General features: G+C 34.6%; 15 protein-coding genes. 11 read left to right on the top strand and 4 right to left on the bottom strand.

The window, feature by feature from the left end; translation table 11 throughout:
• Positions 1 to 12 precede the first annotated feature (12 nt).
• The 3 genes from VB798_RS00150 to VB798_RS00140 form a co-directional block, all read right to left on the bottom strand.
• Positions 13 to 753 (bottom strand): dioxygenase family protein, encoded by a 741-nt coding sequence (locus tag VB798_RS00150; RefSeq protein WP_323254697.1) that lies wholly within the window; start codon positions 751 to 753, stop codon positions 13 to 15.
• Positions 754 to 836: 83 nt separating this feature from the next.
• Positions 837 to 1529 carry a pirin family protein gene (locus VB798_RS00145; protein WP_323254695.1) on the bottom strand — a complete coding sequence of 231 codons (693 nt, stop codon included), beginning with the start codon at positions 1527 to 1529 and terminating at the stop codon, positions 837 to 839.
• Between the two features lie 96 nt (positions 1530 to 1625).
• On the bottom strand, positions 1626 to 2048 hold the full coding sequence (locus VB798_RS00140; RefSeq protein WP_323254693.1) for a (4Fe-4S)-binding protein: 423 nt from the start codon (positions 2046 to 2048) through the stop codon (positions 1626 to 1628).
• Positions 2049 to 2148: 100 nt separating this feature from the next.
• Here VB798_RS00140 and VB798_RS00135 point away from each other — a divergent pair, with 100 nt between their 5' ends.
• The 11 genes from VB798_RS00135 to VB798_RS00085 all read left to right on the top strand — a co-directional run bounded on the left by VB798_RS00135 (position 2149) and on the right by VB798_RS00085 (position 13052).
• Positions 2149 to 3420, top strand: a complete 1272-nt coding sequence (locus VB798_RS00135; protein WP_323254691.1) for a glutamate-5-semialdehyde dehydrogenase — start codon at positions 2149 to 2151, stop codon at positions 3418 to 3420.
• A gap of 65 nt (positions 3421 to 3485) precedes the next feature.
• Positions 3486 to 4265, top strand: a complete 780-nt coding sequence (locus VB798_RS00130; RefSeq protein ID WP_323254689.1) for an RMD1 family protein — start codon at positions 3486 to 3488, stop codon at positions 4263 to 4265.
• Between the two features lie 141 nt (positions 4266 to 4406).
• Positions 4407 to 5006, top strand: a complete 600-nt coding sequence (locus tag VB798_RS00125) for a porin family protein (RefSeq protein WP_323254687.1) — start codon at positions 4407 to 4409, stop codon at positions 5004 to 5006.
• Positions 5007 to 5113: 107 nt separating this feature from the next.
• Entirely contained in the window at positions 5114 to 5701 is a 588-nt protein-coding gene (locus tag VB798_RS00120; protein WP_323254685.1) for a porin family protein, read from the top strand.
• A 129-nt stretch (positions 5702 to 5830) separates the two neighbouring features.
• On the top strand, positions 5831 to 7549 hold the full coding sequence (locus VB798_RS00115) for a DNA polymerase III subunit gamma/tau (RefSeq protein ID WP_323254683.1): 1719 nt from the start codon (positions 5831 to 5833) through the stop codon (positions 7547 to 7549).
• A 19-nt stretch (positions 7550 to 7568) separates the two neighbouring features.
• Positions 7569 to 8780 carry an MBL fold metallo-hydrolase gene (locus VB798_RS00110; protein ID WP_323254681.1) on the top strand — a complete coding sequence of 404 codons (1212 nt, stop codon included), beginning with the start codon at positions 7569 to 7571 and terminating at the stop codon, positions 8778 to 8780.
• Between the two features lie 143 nt (positions 8781 to 8923).
• Positions 8924 to 9307 carry a BlaI/MecI/CopY family transcriptional regulator gene (locus VB798_RS00105; RefSeq protein ID WP_323254678.1) on the top strand — a complete coding sequence of 128 codons (384 nt, stop codon included), beginning with the start codon at positions 8924 to 8926 and terminating at the stop codon, positions 9305 to 9307.
• Between the two features lie 211 nt (positions 9308 to 9518).
• On the top strand, positions 9519 to 10022 hold the full coding sequence (locus VB798_RS00100) for an ExbD/TolR family protein (RefSeq protein WP_323254675.1): 504 nt from the start codon (positions 9519 to 9521) through the stop codon (positions 10020 to 10022).
• Positions 10023 to 10077: 55 nt separating this feature from the next.
• Positions 10078 to 11598, top strand: coding sequence for a TonB family protein (locus VB798_RS00095; protein WP_323254673.1), 1521 nt, complete (start codon positions 10078 to 10080; stop codon positions 11596 to 11598).
• Positions 11599 to 11684: 86 nt separating this feature from the next.
• Positions 11685 to 12521 (top strand): energy transducer TonB, encoded by an 837-nt coding sequence (locus tag VB798_RS00090; protein ID WP_323254671.1) that lies wholly within the window; start codon positions 11685 to 11687, stop codon positions 12519 to 12521.
• A gap of 228 nt (positions 12522 to 12749) precedes the next feature.
• Positions 12750 to 13052: an isoamylase early set domain-containing protein gene (locus tag VB798_RS00085; RefSeq protein ID WP_323254669.1), complete on the top strand. Its 303-nt coding sequence runs from the start codon at positions 12750 to 12752 to the stop codon at positions 13050 to 13052.
• A gap of 135 nt (positions 13053 to 13187) precedes the next feature.
• On the opposite strand, the gene VB798_RS00080 is transcribed toward VB798_RS00085, so the two are convergent.
• A complete protein-coding gene (locus VB798_RS00080; RefSeq protein ID WP_323254667.1) occupies positions 13188 to 14297 on the bottom strand; it encodes an acyltransferase family protein in 1110 nt (369 codons plus the stop codon).
• Positions 14298 to 14360 lie beyond the last annotated feature (63 nt).

The following is a 14360-nucleotide window of genomic DNA, read 5'->3' as shown; positions in this document are numbered from 1 at the left end:
ATAGTTTATAGACTAACCTTTCACATAAATAGTATGTGTAAGTACATAACCAGCCGTTGTACTTCCTGTTACAGTTGACATTTCTGTCGATACTCCATCACTGAAAACATTATCATTCGCATTTTTAGTATCTGCTTGTCCATGACTCGCATAAACGCCTTGTGCATACACTACCCCACTAACAGCTTCAGGAAAAGCAATTTGTGTTACCAACAAAGAAGTCCCAGAAGCATTATAAATATGAACGTGAATATGCGGTGCTCTACCAGAATACCAACCCGGATAAATACTCGTAAAAGCAGCAACTCCCGTGCTATCAGTCGTCTGTCTGCCTCTTAAAAAATGAACAGAAGTATAATTTGTACTTTGCATACCACTACCACCGTACTCTGAATACTCTCCAGCGGCATCACAATGCCAAATATCTACAATTGCATTGGCTAAAATATTACAGCTATTATTTACATTTCTGATAACAATATTAATAGTCAGAGGCGTACCTTTTCTATCAGAAGTAATGTCTTTTTTGACTAAAGTGGCAGGTTGTAGTGTGGGAAAAGGTCCAGCCGTTTCAGAATTTGTTACCGAACAACTTGATGGAGTAACAGAAGTATCAACTCCTCCTGTTGTTGGTGTGGTTGTGGTAGCATCTGCTATTACTTCATCTTCTTTGCATGAAGCCAACAAGGGCGTGGCAACTGCCAATGCTCCAAGTGAACCAAAGCTTTTTCTTAAGAAATCTATTCTTTTCATTTCATTGAGGAATTTAGGGAGTTCCTACAAGAATACACGTATAGTTAAACATGTATTGCCTCAATGAATAAAATATTGAAACATTAAATTTTAATCTCAGCCAATAATATAATCGCTCCATTTGAAAGTGCTTCAAATTCTATCTTCGAATCATCAGTAAAATTCCATAAAGCTAAAGCATCTTTGGTTTCTAAAAGTCTATTCTGAACTTCAAACGCTCCTTCAATGATGAATGCAAACAAGCCATTTTTAGAATTTTTCAAGTTGTAAAAACCTTCTGCTCTGCCTTCATATTGCCCAATAAAAAAGTAGTTTTCGTTTAAATTAAGCGAGATTAGCTGATTCTTTTTTTCAAGATTCAACTCATTAATGCTAAAGTTTCTAGCTTTACTTCCCTCCTCTTTTAGTTGTGTCTGCAAAAAACTGATAGTTTCTTCACTATAAGGATTTGCTATTTCATAAGTATCTCCAGCTTCTCCTGAAAAAATAACTACCTGACCAGCAACTACATACTCTGCTTCGTTATTATCAAAACTAACTGCTAATCCGCCTACAATTGGTAACAATATTAATGTTGTCCTTTCTTTCAGCGTCAACGTTAAATGCTCGCCTGCTGCTAATACTTCTTCATTCAATACTTTTAAAACCCCAAATGGCATTCTACTTTCTTCAAAATATTGTTCATCATTGAAAGTATGAAGTCTTTTGAAAGTTTTACCAGTGGTAACTCCTCTTTTTTCGGCAAGATAGATTCTAGCTTCATTTTGCTCTAGCATGATTCCTGATATTTTTATCTGTTTATGTAGAATACATTGATTTTGAAAAATTATTGCTTTACCCTTTCTCTAACAGATAAAAAAAGATAGCGAAAGCTATCCTTCAAAAGCGATTTTCACATGTGAACCATCGCAATATGGTTTATTTTTTGAAGCGCCACATCTACAAAAAGCTGTCGTCTGGCTTTTCATCGTTTCATTGCCGTCTTTGTCTTTTACTTTCAAATTTCCATAAATCAATAATGGTCCATTCGCTAATACTTCTACCACTGTATTTTCCAATACTTGACTTTCTTGGTTATTTTCATCATTCATAAAATAGCTCAATGCACCTGAAGGACAAGCTTTTATTTGTTCGATAATGTTTTTCGTTTCCTCCTGTTCTAAGGTTATCCAAGGGCGTTTTTTAGGATTAAAAACAGTAGGAAGATTTTTAAAGCAAATGGCTGAATGAATACATTTTGAAGGTTGCCAAACTACAGTTACTTCTCCGTTGCTATATTTCTTCTTGATTTCCATGATTTTATTGCGCTTTGTTCAAACGATATTACAAAAAATCTGAATACATTCTAATAAATCTTTCCGAACTTTACACTGTATTTTGTTAATCAGAACAACAATGGAACTTGAAACTTTAACACTTCCAAAAACAATCATTCCACTTTTAGAGGAAACGCACGCAGCATCGGCAGAAATGAGACGTTTGACGGACGAAAAGAAAAAAGCCGTCCTAGAACGTTTGGCAGTGGTTTTGTTAGAAAACAAAACTCAAATCATCGCTGAGAACTTGAAAGATTTAGTCCGTATGGATTTATCTGACCCCAAGTACGACCGTTTAGTATTAAACGAAAATCGTATTGAAGCTTTAGCAGAAAGTATTAGAGAAATAGCGGTACTCCCCGACCCCTCTGGAGCAATTTTATTAGAAAAAACATTAGACAACGGTTTAAAAATCAAAAAAGTAGCCGTTCCGATGGGTGTTATCGGCGTTATTTATGAGGCTCGTCCAAATGTAACAGTTGATGTCACGGCTTTGTGTATCCGTTCTGGAAACGCTGTAGTTTTACGTGGTGGTTCGGATGCTTTTGACACGAACTCTTATTTGGTAAGTTTAATTCACCAAGTGTTAAAGGAGTTTGGAGTAAGTACTGCTTGTATTACTTTATTGCCAACCGACCGAGAATTGGTGAAAGAATTATTGACAGCAACCCGTTTTGTCGATTTAATTATTCCTCGTGGTTCAGCTTCTTTGATTCAGTTTGTGCGTACTCATTCTTTAGTACCAACGATTGAAACAGGTGCGGGCGTTTGTCATACTTACGTAGAAACTTCAGCAGATTTACAGAAAGCAAAAGCGATTGTAGCAAATGCTAAAATTTCAAGACCATCAGTTTGTAATTCTTTAGAAACCATTATCGTTGACGAAGCCATTGCTGAAACATTTTTACCTTTAATCATCGAAGATTTTGCCAAAGCGGAAGTAGAGGTTTTTGCAGATGAAGTATCTTTTGAAGTGTTATTTCAACATCAATATCCATACTTACAAAAAGCGCAAGAAGATGATTTTGGCAAAGAATTTACTGATTTTAAATGCTCTATCAAAACCGTAAAAAATACGGATGGTGCTTTAGAACATATTCGTAAACACTCTACTCGTCACTCAGAAGCCATCATTACGACCAATGATGAGCTAGCTGAAAAGTTCATTACTGAAGTAGATGCTGCAGCGGTTTATACCAATGCTTCTACCAGATTTACGGATGGCGGACAGTTTGGTTTAGGGGCTGAAATTGGAATTTCTACGCAAAAACTTCACGCTCGTGGACCTTTTGCTTTAGAAAAATTAGTGACTGAAAAGTGGCTAATTAGTGGCGACGGGCAAATTAGATAATATTCCAACAGTGGCATTTCAAAGAAAATAAATAAAGGGACGGAGCGATTCGTCCCGCTATGATTATGAAAATTGAAGCCTACCAAGTATCAGAAGTCATCAACTTAAAAAAGTTCAGAAACGAATACACCAACGAACCGTTACTTTTCAATAATTCTGAACTTTTTTACAAGCAAGAAGAAAACAAATACTGCTATTTGCTGAGTTATGGCGTAGTAGTTTTTGGCGGATTTAATGATTTAGAAAAAAGTGCTTTTCTGAAATTCGTAAAAACTTTTGCTGAAGACCTTGTAACAACCAAATTTGAAGAAAATTTTGACCTTCAAACAGATGCCCAAACGGCACTTATTCTTCGCTATAATTCTATTACCATTCCAGAAATTACTGAAGATTCTATTAGAATTGTGATGTTAAATATTGGTCAATCAGTCGCTTTAGATTATTATGAATTCCTGACTTTAGAGATTTTTCAAGATTCCCAAAAATTCACTGACGAACTCGAACAGACAGGTACTTTTAGCCATTCTAAGAAAGATTTACTGAAATTTATCGGTCGAACACTCAATATCAAAAATTCCATTATTGATAATCTTTACATTTTTGATGCCCCAGATGTTGTGTGGGAAAACGAACATTTAGAACGCATCGACAAAGGTTTGAAGCGAAACCTCGATTTAAAAATGCGTTATCAAGACATTGATTATAAATTAAAAATCGTTCAAGAAAACCTCAAGCTCTTTACAGATTTACTTCAAAACCGAGAAAGTACACGTCTGGAATGGGTAGTCATTATCCTGATTTTGATAGAAGTTTTTGATATTTTGGTGAAGAAGTTTTTTGAGTGAATTACCGTTTAATAAAAAATAATTCTTCCAACTATTTGAAAATCAACACATTGCAAAATGATAGCAAATATTAAAATTTGATAGTATTTCTTCATATATTATTTTTACACTCAATAAATAAACATTTAAATTATACACAAAATGAACAAAAAACTTCTACTAATTCTTAGCTTAATTGCGTTCTCTTTCGCCTCTCAAGCTCAAACTCGTCTTGGTTTCAAAGGCGGTGTAAATTTTGCCAATGTTACTATTTCTACAAGTGGATTTTCAATTTCGCCAGGCTCTATCACCTCTTTCCACGTAGGTGGTGTACTAGAATCAAGATTATCTGATAGAATTGTTGTACAGCCTAACTTATTATTTTCACAAAAAGGTTATTCAGCAGAAGCTAGCGGATTCGGTTCTACAAAGGCTACTCTTAATTATTTAGAATTACCGGTAAACTTTTTGTACGAAGCTAGCGATTATTTCACAATAGGTGGTGGACCATATTTAGGTTATGCGCTTAGTGGAAAATCAGTTAGCAATGGTGTTTCTACTGACGCTGAATTTGGAGATGGTGGCGAGTTGAAACGAGCTGATTTCGGTTTAAACCTTACGGCTGGCTATGAAGTACTTGACGGACTCATTATTAGCGCAAATTATTCTTTTGGTTTAGCCAATATTAGCAATGAAGCTAATTCAACTGTAAAAAACAAAGTAATTGGTATTTCTATCACGAAGCTTTTCGGAGAAAGATAGATAATCTATTATTATTACAACATAAATCAAAAAGCTCAGCAAAAACTGCTGGGCTTTTTGATTTAAAAAATTATTCAAACATAATTTCTATTTAATCGACCATAAGCATGATTAATAAAACCCTGCTAGCTTTAGTTTTATTATTTTTCTCTTTCCCTTCAAAAGCGCAAACACGCTTTGGATTTAAAGGTGGAGTGAATCTAGCTAATGTTTCCATCACTTCAGGTGGAGTAACAGTTACGCCAGATGCACTTACTTCTTTTCATGCTGGTGTATTATTAGAAAGCAGATTAACAGAAAGAACGCTTCTTCAACTCAATTTGCTTTTCTCTCAAAAAGGCTATGAAAGCCAAGCTTTAAGTAGTAAGTTCACTGTTAACTATATTGAGATACCTGTAAACTTACTTTATGAAGTAACCAGAGATTTTACACTTGGTGGTGGAATTTATGCGGCTCATGCTATCAATGGCAAAGGTGTAATCCAAGGGAAAAGTAGTGATTATGACTTCGGGGCGGGAAAAGCGAATCGTTTTGATATGGGTGTAAATCTAATCGCTGGCTATGAAGTGATAGAAGGATTAAGAGTAAGCGTCAATTATACCTATGGCACTGCTAACACAACAGATAATGGTTATATCAAAATCAGCAATAAAGTTTGGGGATTTTCTTTGACAAAACTTGTTGGTGAAAGATAAATTTTCACAAATTTCAGTGATGGTTCCTAGCAAATTATACTGGACTTTCAAATTACTAACCTTCAATAATAAAAGCGACATCGCCTCATCTTGATTTGCCAAATCGTACACTTGTACCTACATTTGTGTATGGAAAACTTTGTCGTTTCAGCCCGAAAATATCGCCCGCAATTATTTGATTCCGTCGTTGGTCAGTCGCATATCACTACAACGCTCAAAAATGCTATTCGTACCAATCATCTAGCACAAGCTTTTTTGTTTTGTGGTCCTCGTGGTGTTGGAAAAACTACTTGTGCCAGAATTTTAGCAAAAACTATTAACTGTCAGAATCTTAGCGAAGAAGCCGAAGCTTGTGGAGAATGCGAATCTTGCCGTTCTTTTCAGAATAATGCTTCGTTTAATATTCACGAATTGGATGCTGCTTCAAACAACTCTGTTGATGACATTCGTAGTTTAATTGACCAAGTACGTTACCCTCCGCAATCAGGAAAATACAAAATTTATATCATTGATGAGGTTCACATGCTTTCAACAAGTGCTTTCAATGCCTTTTTGAAAACTTTGGAAGAACCGCCTTCTTATGCAATTTTCATTTTAGCCACTACCGAAAAGCATAAAATTTTACCAACGATTCTTTCTCGCTGTCAGATTTTTGATTTCAATAGAATTCAAATTCAAGATATGACTCAGCATTTATCAAGAATTGCTACGCAAGAAGGTATTGAGGCTGATAACGATGCACTGGAATTAATTGCCCAAAAAGCCGATGGTGGTTTAAGAGATGCTCTTTCGATGTTTGATTTGAATGTTACTTTTTCTAAAGATAATATTCTTAGATATTCGGAAGTATTGGATAATTTACACATTCTGGATTATGATTATTATTTCAGAATGACGGATGCTTTGGTCAATGTAAATATTTCGGAATCGCTTTTATTATTCGATGAAATCTTGAAAAAAGGTTTCGATGGACATCAATTTATCGTTGGCTTATTAGAACATTTCCGAAATCTTCTGGTTTGCAAAGACCCCGTCACGGTCAGATTATTACAAGTTTCTGAATCTGTTCAAGCAAAATATTTAACGCAATCAGCCAATGCACCATATTCTTTTTTAGCTTCTGCTTTAAGTATTGGTTCTGCTTGCGATTTGAATTACAAAGCAGCCAAAAATCAGAAATTACACGTAGAAATTTGCTTATTGAAACTAGCTAATATTTCTAAAGTATTGAATTTAGCCAACTTACCAGCAACGGAGGGCGATGGCTTGGGAAAGGATTTAGGGACTAAGGAAAACGACACGAAGGTACACGAAACTACAAATGTAAGTTCGGACAATACTTCAGTGAATATTCCCCAAATCCCAATCAGCAATCCACAAATTGGCAAATTAAGAAGTACTTCAACACTTGGAAAACCAACAACTCAAAGTACAGAATTACAGAGTAACATTGTTACCCAAAAAGCTACAGTTCAACAAAATAAAGCATTTACGCTGGAAGAACTGCAAGTGGTTTGGAACGAGCAAATAAAACATTTAGAAGAAAAACAGCGTTTTAGTGAATATGTAATTTTGAATAGACCTTTCACCTTAAAAGGGACGACAATTCACTTAGAAGTAGATAATGATATTCAAGTAGATTTATTAACGACTACTTTAAGAACAGAAATTCTTAATCATCTCAGACAAGTTTTACAAAACTCAACCATTCATTTAGAAGTGGTGGTGGCAGAAGTAGAAAACAAAACGCTGATTTATACCCAAGCTGATAAGTTTAGATTTTTGGCAGAGAAAAACCCTGCACTTAATGAATTGAGAAATGTATTGGGTTTGGATTATGATTATTGATAGCTAGAAGCTGTGAGTTATGAGCCTTGAGTTCCTGTGCCGTTGCGTGTGTCTTCACACGCAACCAAGTTACTACCATAGAATCGCTCGTGAAGACACTAGCGTCGGCAAAGCAACTGACTTAGAAACAATTCTTTATCTGATGAAAAGAAGGAACTTCATTCATAAAATACTTACCCTCGCTACGGTGTCAAAATCTAGCGGGGGTATTCTTTTTACCCAAGCTGAAAAAACGCAAATGATTAAAACTCGCACGAATAATCCCGATTTAAAAACCATTCTGGATACTTGGGAAGGTACACCGGTTGACCAAGACGGTCGTTTTATGAATCATGAATTTCCTTTTATTCATAAATTTGGCACTGTTTTTAAATGGATGACGACCAAAAATCCTCAGAAACAATTCAAAAAAGAAGATACTTGGCAATTAGAAGTAATAAAAAACGATGCTTTCTTAACTGAAACCAAAGACATGATTGTTTGGTTGGGTCATGCAACATTTTTTATTCGTTTAAATGGGAAACAAATTTTGATTGATCCTGTTCTAGGGAAAATTCCTGCCACAAAACGCCATTCTGAATTACCTATTTCGCCTGAAAAACTTCAAAATCTCGATTATATTCTGGTTTCTCATGCTCATTACGACCATTGCGATAAAGACAGTTTGAAATTATTACAAAGTCAAAACCCAAAAGCAATTTTCCTGACGGGTTTAAAAATGAAGACTTTACTTCGAAAATGGATTCCCAATAACGAAATCCAAGAAGCTGGTTGGTATCAACAATATCAAACGAAAGATGATTTATCTATTTACTTTTTGCCTTCAAGACATTGGTCAAATCGTTCTTTGGGAGATGCCAACGAAAGACTTTGGGGAGCGTTTGTATTAAAGAGTAAAGATAAAACCATTTACTTCGGGGGAGATTCGGGCTATGGAAGTCATTTTAAAGAAGTAGCAGCTTTGTTTCCCAATATTGATGTAGCCATGATTGGCGCTGGTGCTTATTCTCCACGTTGGTTTATGTCTCCCAATCATCAAGACCCCGAACACGCCGTGCAAGCCTTTAATGAAACCAAAGCTAAAGTAATGATTCCTTTTCATTACGGTACTTTCGACCAAGCCGATGAACCGCTTTCTGAACCTGAACAAATTTTAAGACAATTAGAAAAAGAAGGAAAAATCAATCAATCCTTAAAAATATTGAAAGTAGGCGAACAACTTTTAGTCTAAAGCGGTGGGAACATCGCTTTTTTTATGCTTTTTCAAAAAATAATTTTAAAAACTAAAGAAATAGTTTGTAAACTAAAATATTAGTTTTATATTTAACCAAGAATTCACAAGGGTATCAAACTTAAATAAAATTTAAAGAAAAAATGCAAGCAGTAGAAAGAGAACTAACCAAAGCTGAAGAACAAATTATGCAAGTACTTTGGCAAATAGAAAAAGGTTTTGTCAAGGATGTTTTGGATGAATTACCTGAACCAAAACCTGCTTATAATACGGTTTCGACAATTATCAGAATTTTACAAGAAAAAGGATTTGTTAGCCACAATTCTTATGGAAAATCGCATGAATACTTCCCGATAATCAGTAAAGAAAGCTATAGTTCTTTCGCTACTGAAAAATTGGTAGAAGGTTATTTTGAAAATTCATTTTCAAGTCTTTTCTCATTCTTCTCTAAAAAAGGAAAAATCGATGTAAAAGATGCAGACGAAATTTTGAATATGATTAATAAAATGAAAGAAGAAGAGAAATAGAAACGCTTTAGGGTGTAAGCTCTGATTTTAGTAAAAATATTACATAGCCAATAACCTATTCAACCCTTAACATTTAACAATGTTCTATTACTGTTGACGAAGTAACTTTCTACACCTTTAACCTATTTTCTTGAAATATCAATAAAGCTAAATACTGATTACTTCTTAGTATTTAGTTTTAAAGCAAAATTCAATCAAAAACAAAAACATCATGGCTGAAATATCTGCATCCGACAAAAACAATGGTTCAAAAAAGAGAAGTCATAAATTATCAACCAAGATAGACATGACACCAATGGTAGATTTAGGTTTTCTACTCATTACTTTTTTCATGCTTACCACTACCCTAGCTAAACCTGTCATTTTGCAACTAAATATGCCTGATAAAGATGACCTTGGTCAAACTTCACCAGTGCGTTGTTCAGAATCACTAAATGTTGTATTGGATGACCAAAATAAAGTTTTCTACTATCAAGGATTGGAATGTAACTCGAAAGTGAATAGTACAGATTTCTCTGACAACGGCATCAGAAAAGTATTATTCGATTATAAACGAAGAATTGGTGACAATTTTACGGTAGTCATCAAATCTACAGATAAGGCAAAATATCGAAATATGATTGATTTATTAGATGAAATGAAAATCACTAATAATAGACGTTATGCCATCGTTAATATCACACCAGACGACGAAAAACTACTGAGTATTAAATAATTACAAGTACCCTTATTCATTTATTAAGCTATCCGAAAACCAAATTTACGACACTATGAATTGGCTAAGCTACCTCCTCCAAGTTAATTTGTATTTAATACTTTTTTATGGTTTCTATCGACTGTTATTGCGAACAGAAACTTTTTTCAACCTCAATCGAGGCTACTTGGTGGCATCGGCAGCTTTGGCTTTTTTTGTGCCATTGATGCAATCGGAATGGGTGCGAAGTTGGTTTGTTACTGAACAAGTATCCCAAACGTTTAATACTTTTTATTCGCCTGAAACTTTTTATGTGACAGTCAAAAGTGCCACAAAAGGAGGCTTAACAGTAGGCGATATGTTTGCGTTTGCGTATATCGTTGGTATTATTCTGGGAGTTTGTCGTTTCGGTGGAAATTTAGCCTATTTGGGTAAAATGATGAAGAAAAAGGTTTCGGGAGAAAATAACCAAAGAGCTTTTTCATTTTTCAACATGGTTTTTGTTAGTAAAGAGCTAAAAAATCGCTCTACGATTATGAAACATGAATTTGTGCATATTCGTCAACTACATTCTGCCGACATTATGCTTTTTGAATTAATCGCCATTTTCAATTGGTTTAATCCGATAGTATATCTCTACAAAAGTTCTATCAAACAAATTCATGAATTTATTGCTGATGAAGTAGCAAGCCGACACGAAGCATCAAAAGCAGACTATGCCATGTTACTTTTTCAAGAACAATTTGGAGTACAGGCTATTCCATTAACGAATAATTTTTTCAATAAATCACTCTTAAAATTAAGAATAGATATGTTACAAAAACAACGTTCAACCCGAACCGCATTATTAAAATATGGACTAACAGCTCCTTTGTTCATGACGATGATTGTGGTTTCCTCGGCTACGTTAGCGAGTAAATCTATTGCTAAGATAGAAGATAATATTAATGAAAGTAGTCAACAAATTGTAGCACAAAACATTGATATTTTCCCACATCAAACAAAAATCAAGAAAGAAATATTACCAGAAATTAATGATGCTATAGATTTATCCGAAGCACTCATTATTAGTCCAGCTTTAGCCAAAGATTTAAAAAGAGACTCCACTAATGTATTTAATGCAGTTGACCAACAAGCTGAATTCCCTGGAGGAATGGAAGCTTTTGCTAAGTATCTTCAAAGCAATTTAAAATATCCAGAAGCTGCCCAAAAAGTATTTGCTTCAGGTAAAGTTTATATACAGTTTATCGTCAATAAAGATGGTAGTACTTCTAATTTTGAAGTACTCGCAGGCGCTGGTTATGGTATGGATGAAGAAGCTGTTAGGGTTTTAAAAAGTGTTCCTAAGTGGGAAGCTGGTGTACATCAGGGACAAAAAGTAAATAGTAGATTTACAGTGCCTATTAAATTTGTATTGGATGAAAAAGTAAGTCCTCTTTTTATCCTAGATGGCAAAGAAATTACTAAGGAAAGCTTAGATTTACACAATCCAGATACTATTGAAAGAATCGATGTTTTGAAAGATAAAAGTGCCTTGGAAAAATACGGAGAAAAAGCTAAAAACGGCGTTATTATTATCACTTCCAAGAAAAAGTAATTCTCTTAAAAAGCCTCAACTAAGATTGAGGTTTTTTAAAAATCAAATCAACTAACAATTTAGTTAACATCCAAACACAAACAATCATGGAAAATCAAACAGTAGTACACGAAGACGATACTTTGGAAGACATTGTTTTCCAAAATCGCAACAAAGCTTATGGCGCTTATATTTTGCGGACTGATTATCAAAAATCTATCAAAATTGCTCTTGGCATCGGTATTGGCATATTTTGCTTGGCGGTGGCAGCACCTATGATTTTAGCGAATATTAAGCATGAAGATAAAATAGGAATAACGATAAATTTAGAAGATTATAAAATTCCAGAACCGCCCAAAGATATACCTGTAGAACCAGAAGTAACACCTCCGCCACCGCAAGAGGAAGTTATAGTACATAAAACAATTGCCTTTAACCAACCTGAAATTGTGGAAGACGATAAAGCAACTGAATTACCACCCGACCAAGATGTACTTAATAATACCGATGCTCAGATTAGCTCTGTAACACAAGAAGGAGAAATTGGCGAAATTCCAGTGGATGACCCTGACAGATTTAAAACAGGTGAAGGCTCTGCACCTGTTGAAGTAAAAGTTGAAGAAGAGAAAACATTTCTATCCGTTGAAACAATGCCTGAATTTGCTGGTGGTAATGCGGCTTTGGCTAAATTTCTTCAAAAAAACTTACGTTATCCACGAAATGCATCAGAAGTTGGAATTGGAGGAAAAGTCTATGTACAATTTGTAGTTGGCAAAGATGGAAATATTTCAAGTATTAATATTTTGAAAGGTTTGGGCTTTGGTTGCGATGAAGAAGCACAAAGAGTAATTAAGTTAATGCCACGTTGGAATCCGGGCAAACAGTCTGGCAGAAATGTATCTGTAAAATTTACTTTACCTATCGTTTTTCAACTCGACCAATAATCTGAGTGCAAATACTTAAATAGCATAAGAAAATAAAATTTGTTTTAGTAAAAAGTATTGTTAAAATATAATTATTTCAATTTTATTTTAATTTAATCATTTGGTTGTTAGGATATTATAAAATATTTTTTTGAATATTTGTGTTAACTTTGATTAAGAGAATAATCAAAACATCAACTAGAATTATTTATAAAATAAAAATATTAATCTTAAAACCCAATTACGATTATGGCTTTAACGAAACAGTATTCAAAAAGTAAACCAGTATGTAAAGTAACGTTTGCACTTCCTGCTGAAACAGTAAATGGTGCAAAAAAAGTAAGTTTATTAGGTGATTTTAACGAATGGAATCCTACAGCTTTGAAAAAACAAAAAGATGGTACTTTCAAAGCTTCAGTTGAATTAGAAGTTGGAAAAGAATTCGCTTTCCGTTATTTAGTTGATAACGATATTTGGTTAAATGATGAAGAAGCAGATAAATTTGTTCCAAATGGTGTTTCATACGATGAAAACTCTGTTGTAGTACTTTAATTTAAAAGGCGATTGAAAAAAGCTAAGCTTTCTTCAATCGCCTTTTCTGATATTATCAAACACTTTTGTACTGAAATTAGGGAAGTTGATCAATGTAATCCAAAGCCCAAATTCATTTCCTATCCGTCGCTTCTATCATACTTTTACAATCATTTTCTTCTCGTACATTATCCACAAAATTCCCAACCAAATCAGTACAAAAGTGATTGCTCCTGCCAAAGAAGCATTCTTTGGCTCAGTAAAAAAAGGAACAATAAACGATTTATACAACCAAGTAATGGAACTTACTTTTTCGCCATCGGGCAAAGCAATTTTTATCATGTTCATCACTCTTGGAATTAAACCTGATAAAAAGAAAACCGTAATGGCATTTACGCCATAAACTACAAATGGTTTTGTCCAAAATTTGTATCCTTTTACATCTATCAACCAATAAAAACCTGCTAAGAAAAACATCGCCAAGCCAATCGTCCAAAGAGAATAAGAACTTGTCCACAAAGATTTATTGATTGGAAAGCCTGCGGCATCCCAAAACCAAGCCAATGCCAAAGCGATACTTCCGTACAAATAAATATACATTAGTCTTTCTGTAATACTTTTATCATTTCGTTGTAGCCAAGTACCAACTAAAACACCAGCCAAACCATTGGCAATCGCAGGTAAAGTGCTCAGAATCCCTTCTGGGTCCCAAACTTTTACGGCTTTGTACAAATGCGCTGTTCCGAGTAACAATCTATCTAAAAATGCCCCTAAATTATGTTCTGGTTCAAGATTCGCCGCTCCAGCATAAGGCACAGGGACGAAAGTCATCAACAACCAATAGCCAATTAATAATGAAGCGAAAATGATTTGCTGAGTACGCTGTTTCGTCGTCAGAAAAACGATAGAACATACTAAGAAAACGATAGCAATTCTTTGTAAAACACCGGGAATTCTGACAACTGAAAAATCAAATTTGGGAAAAAGCGAAAGGAAAATACCCAAAGCAAAAAGCTTCATACTTCTTTCTATAATCTTTAAAATCGTTTTGCGGTCTGCTACTTTTCCTTGAAAGGCAAATGAAATAGAAACGCCTACAATAAAAAGGAAAAATGGAAAAACTAAGTCGGTTGGAGTACAGCCATTCCATTCGGCGTGTTCGAGCGGGGCGTAAATATGTCCCCAATCGCCCGGATTATTGACCAGAATCATCATGGCGACGGTCATCCCACGAAATACATCTAAAGAAAGTAAGCGTTGTTTCATTTTATATTAGATTTTAGCTGTGAGCTGCGAGCTATGAGCTTTCAGATGTCGGATTTTAGATTT

Origin of the sequence: Arcicella lustrica, assembly GCF_034930985.1 — a bacterium.
Taxonomy (GTDB): domain Bacteria; phylum Bacteroidota; class Bacteroidia; order Cytophagales; family Spirosomataceae; genus Arcicella; species Arcicella lustrica.
This window is presented reverse-complemented; position numbering and strand designations above follow the sequence as displayed.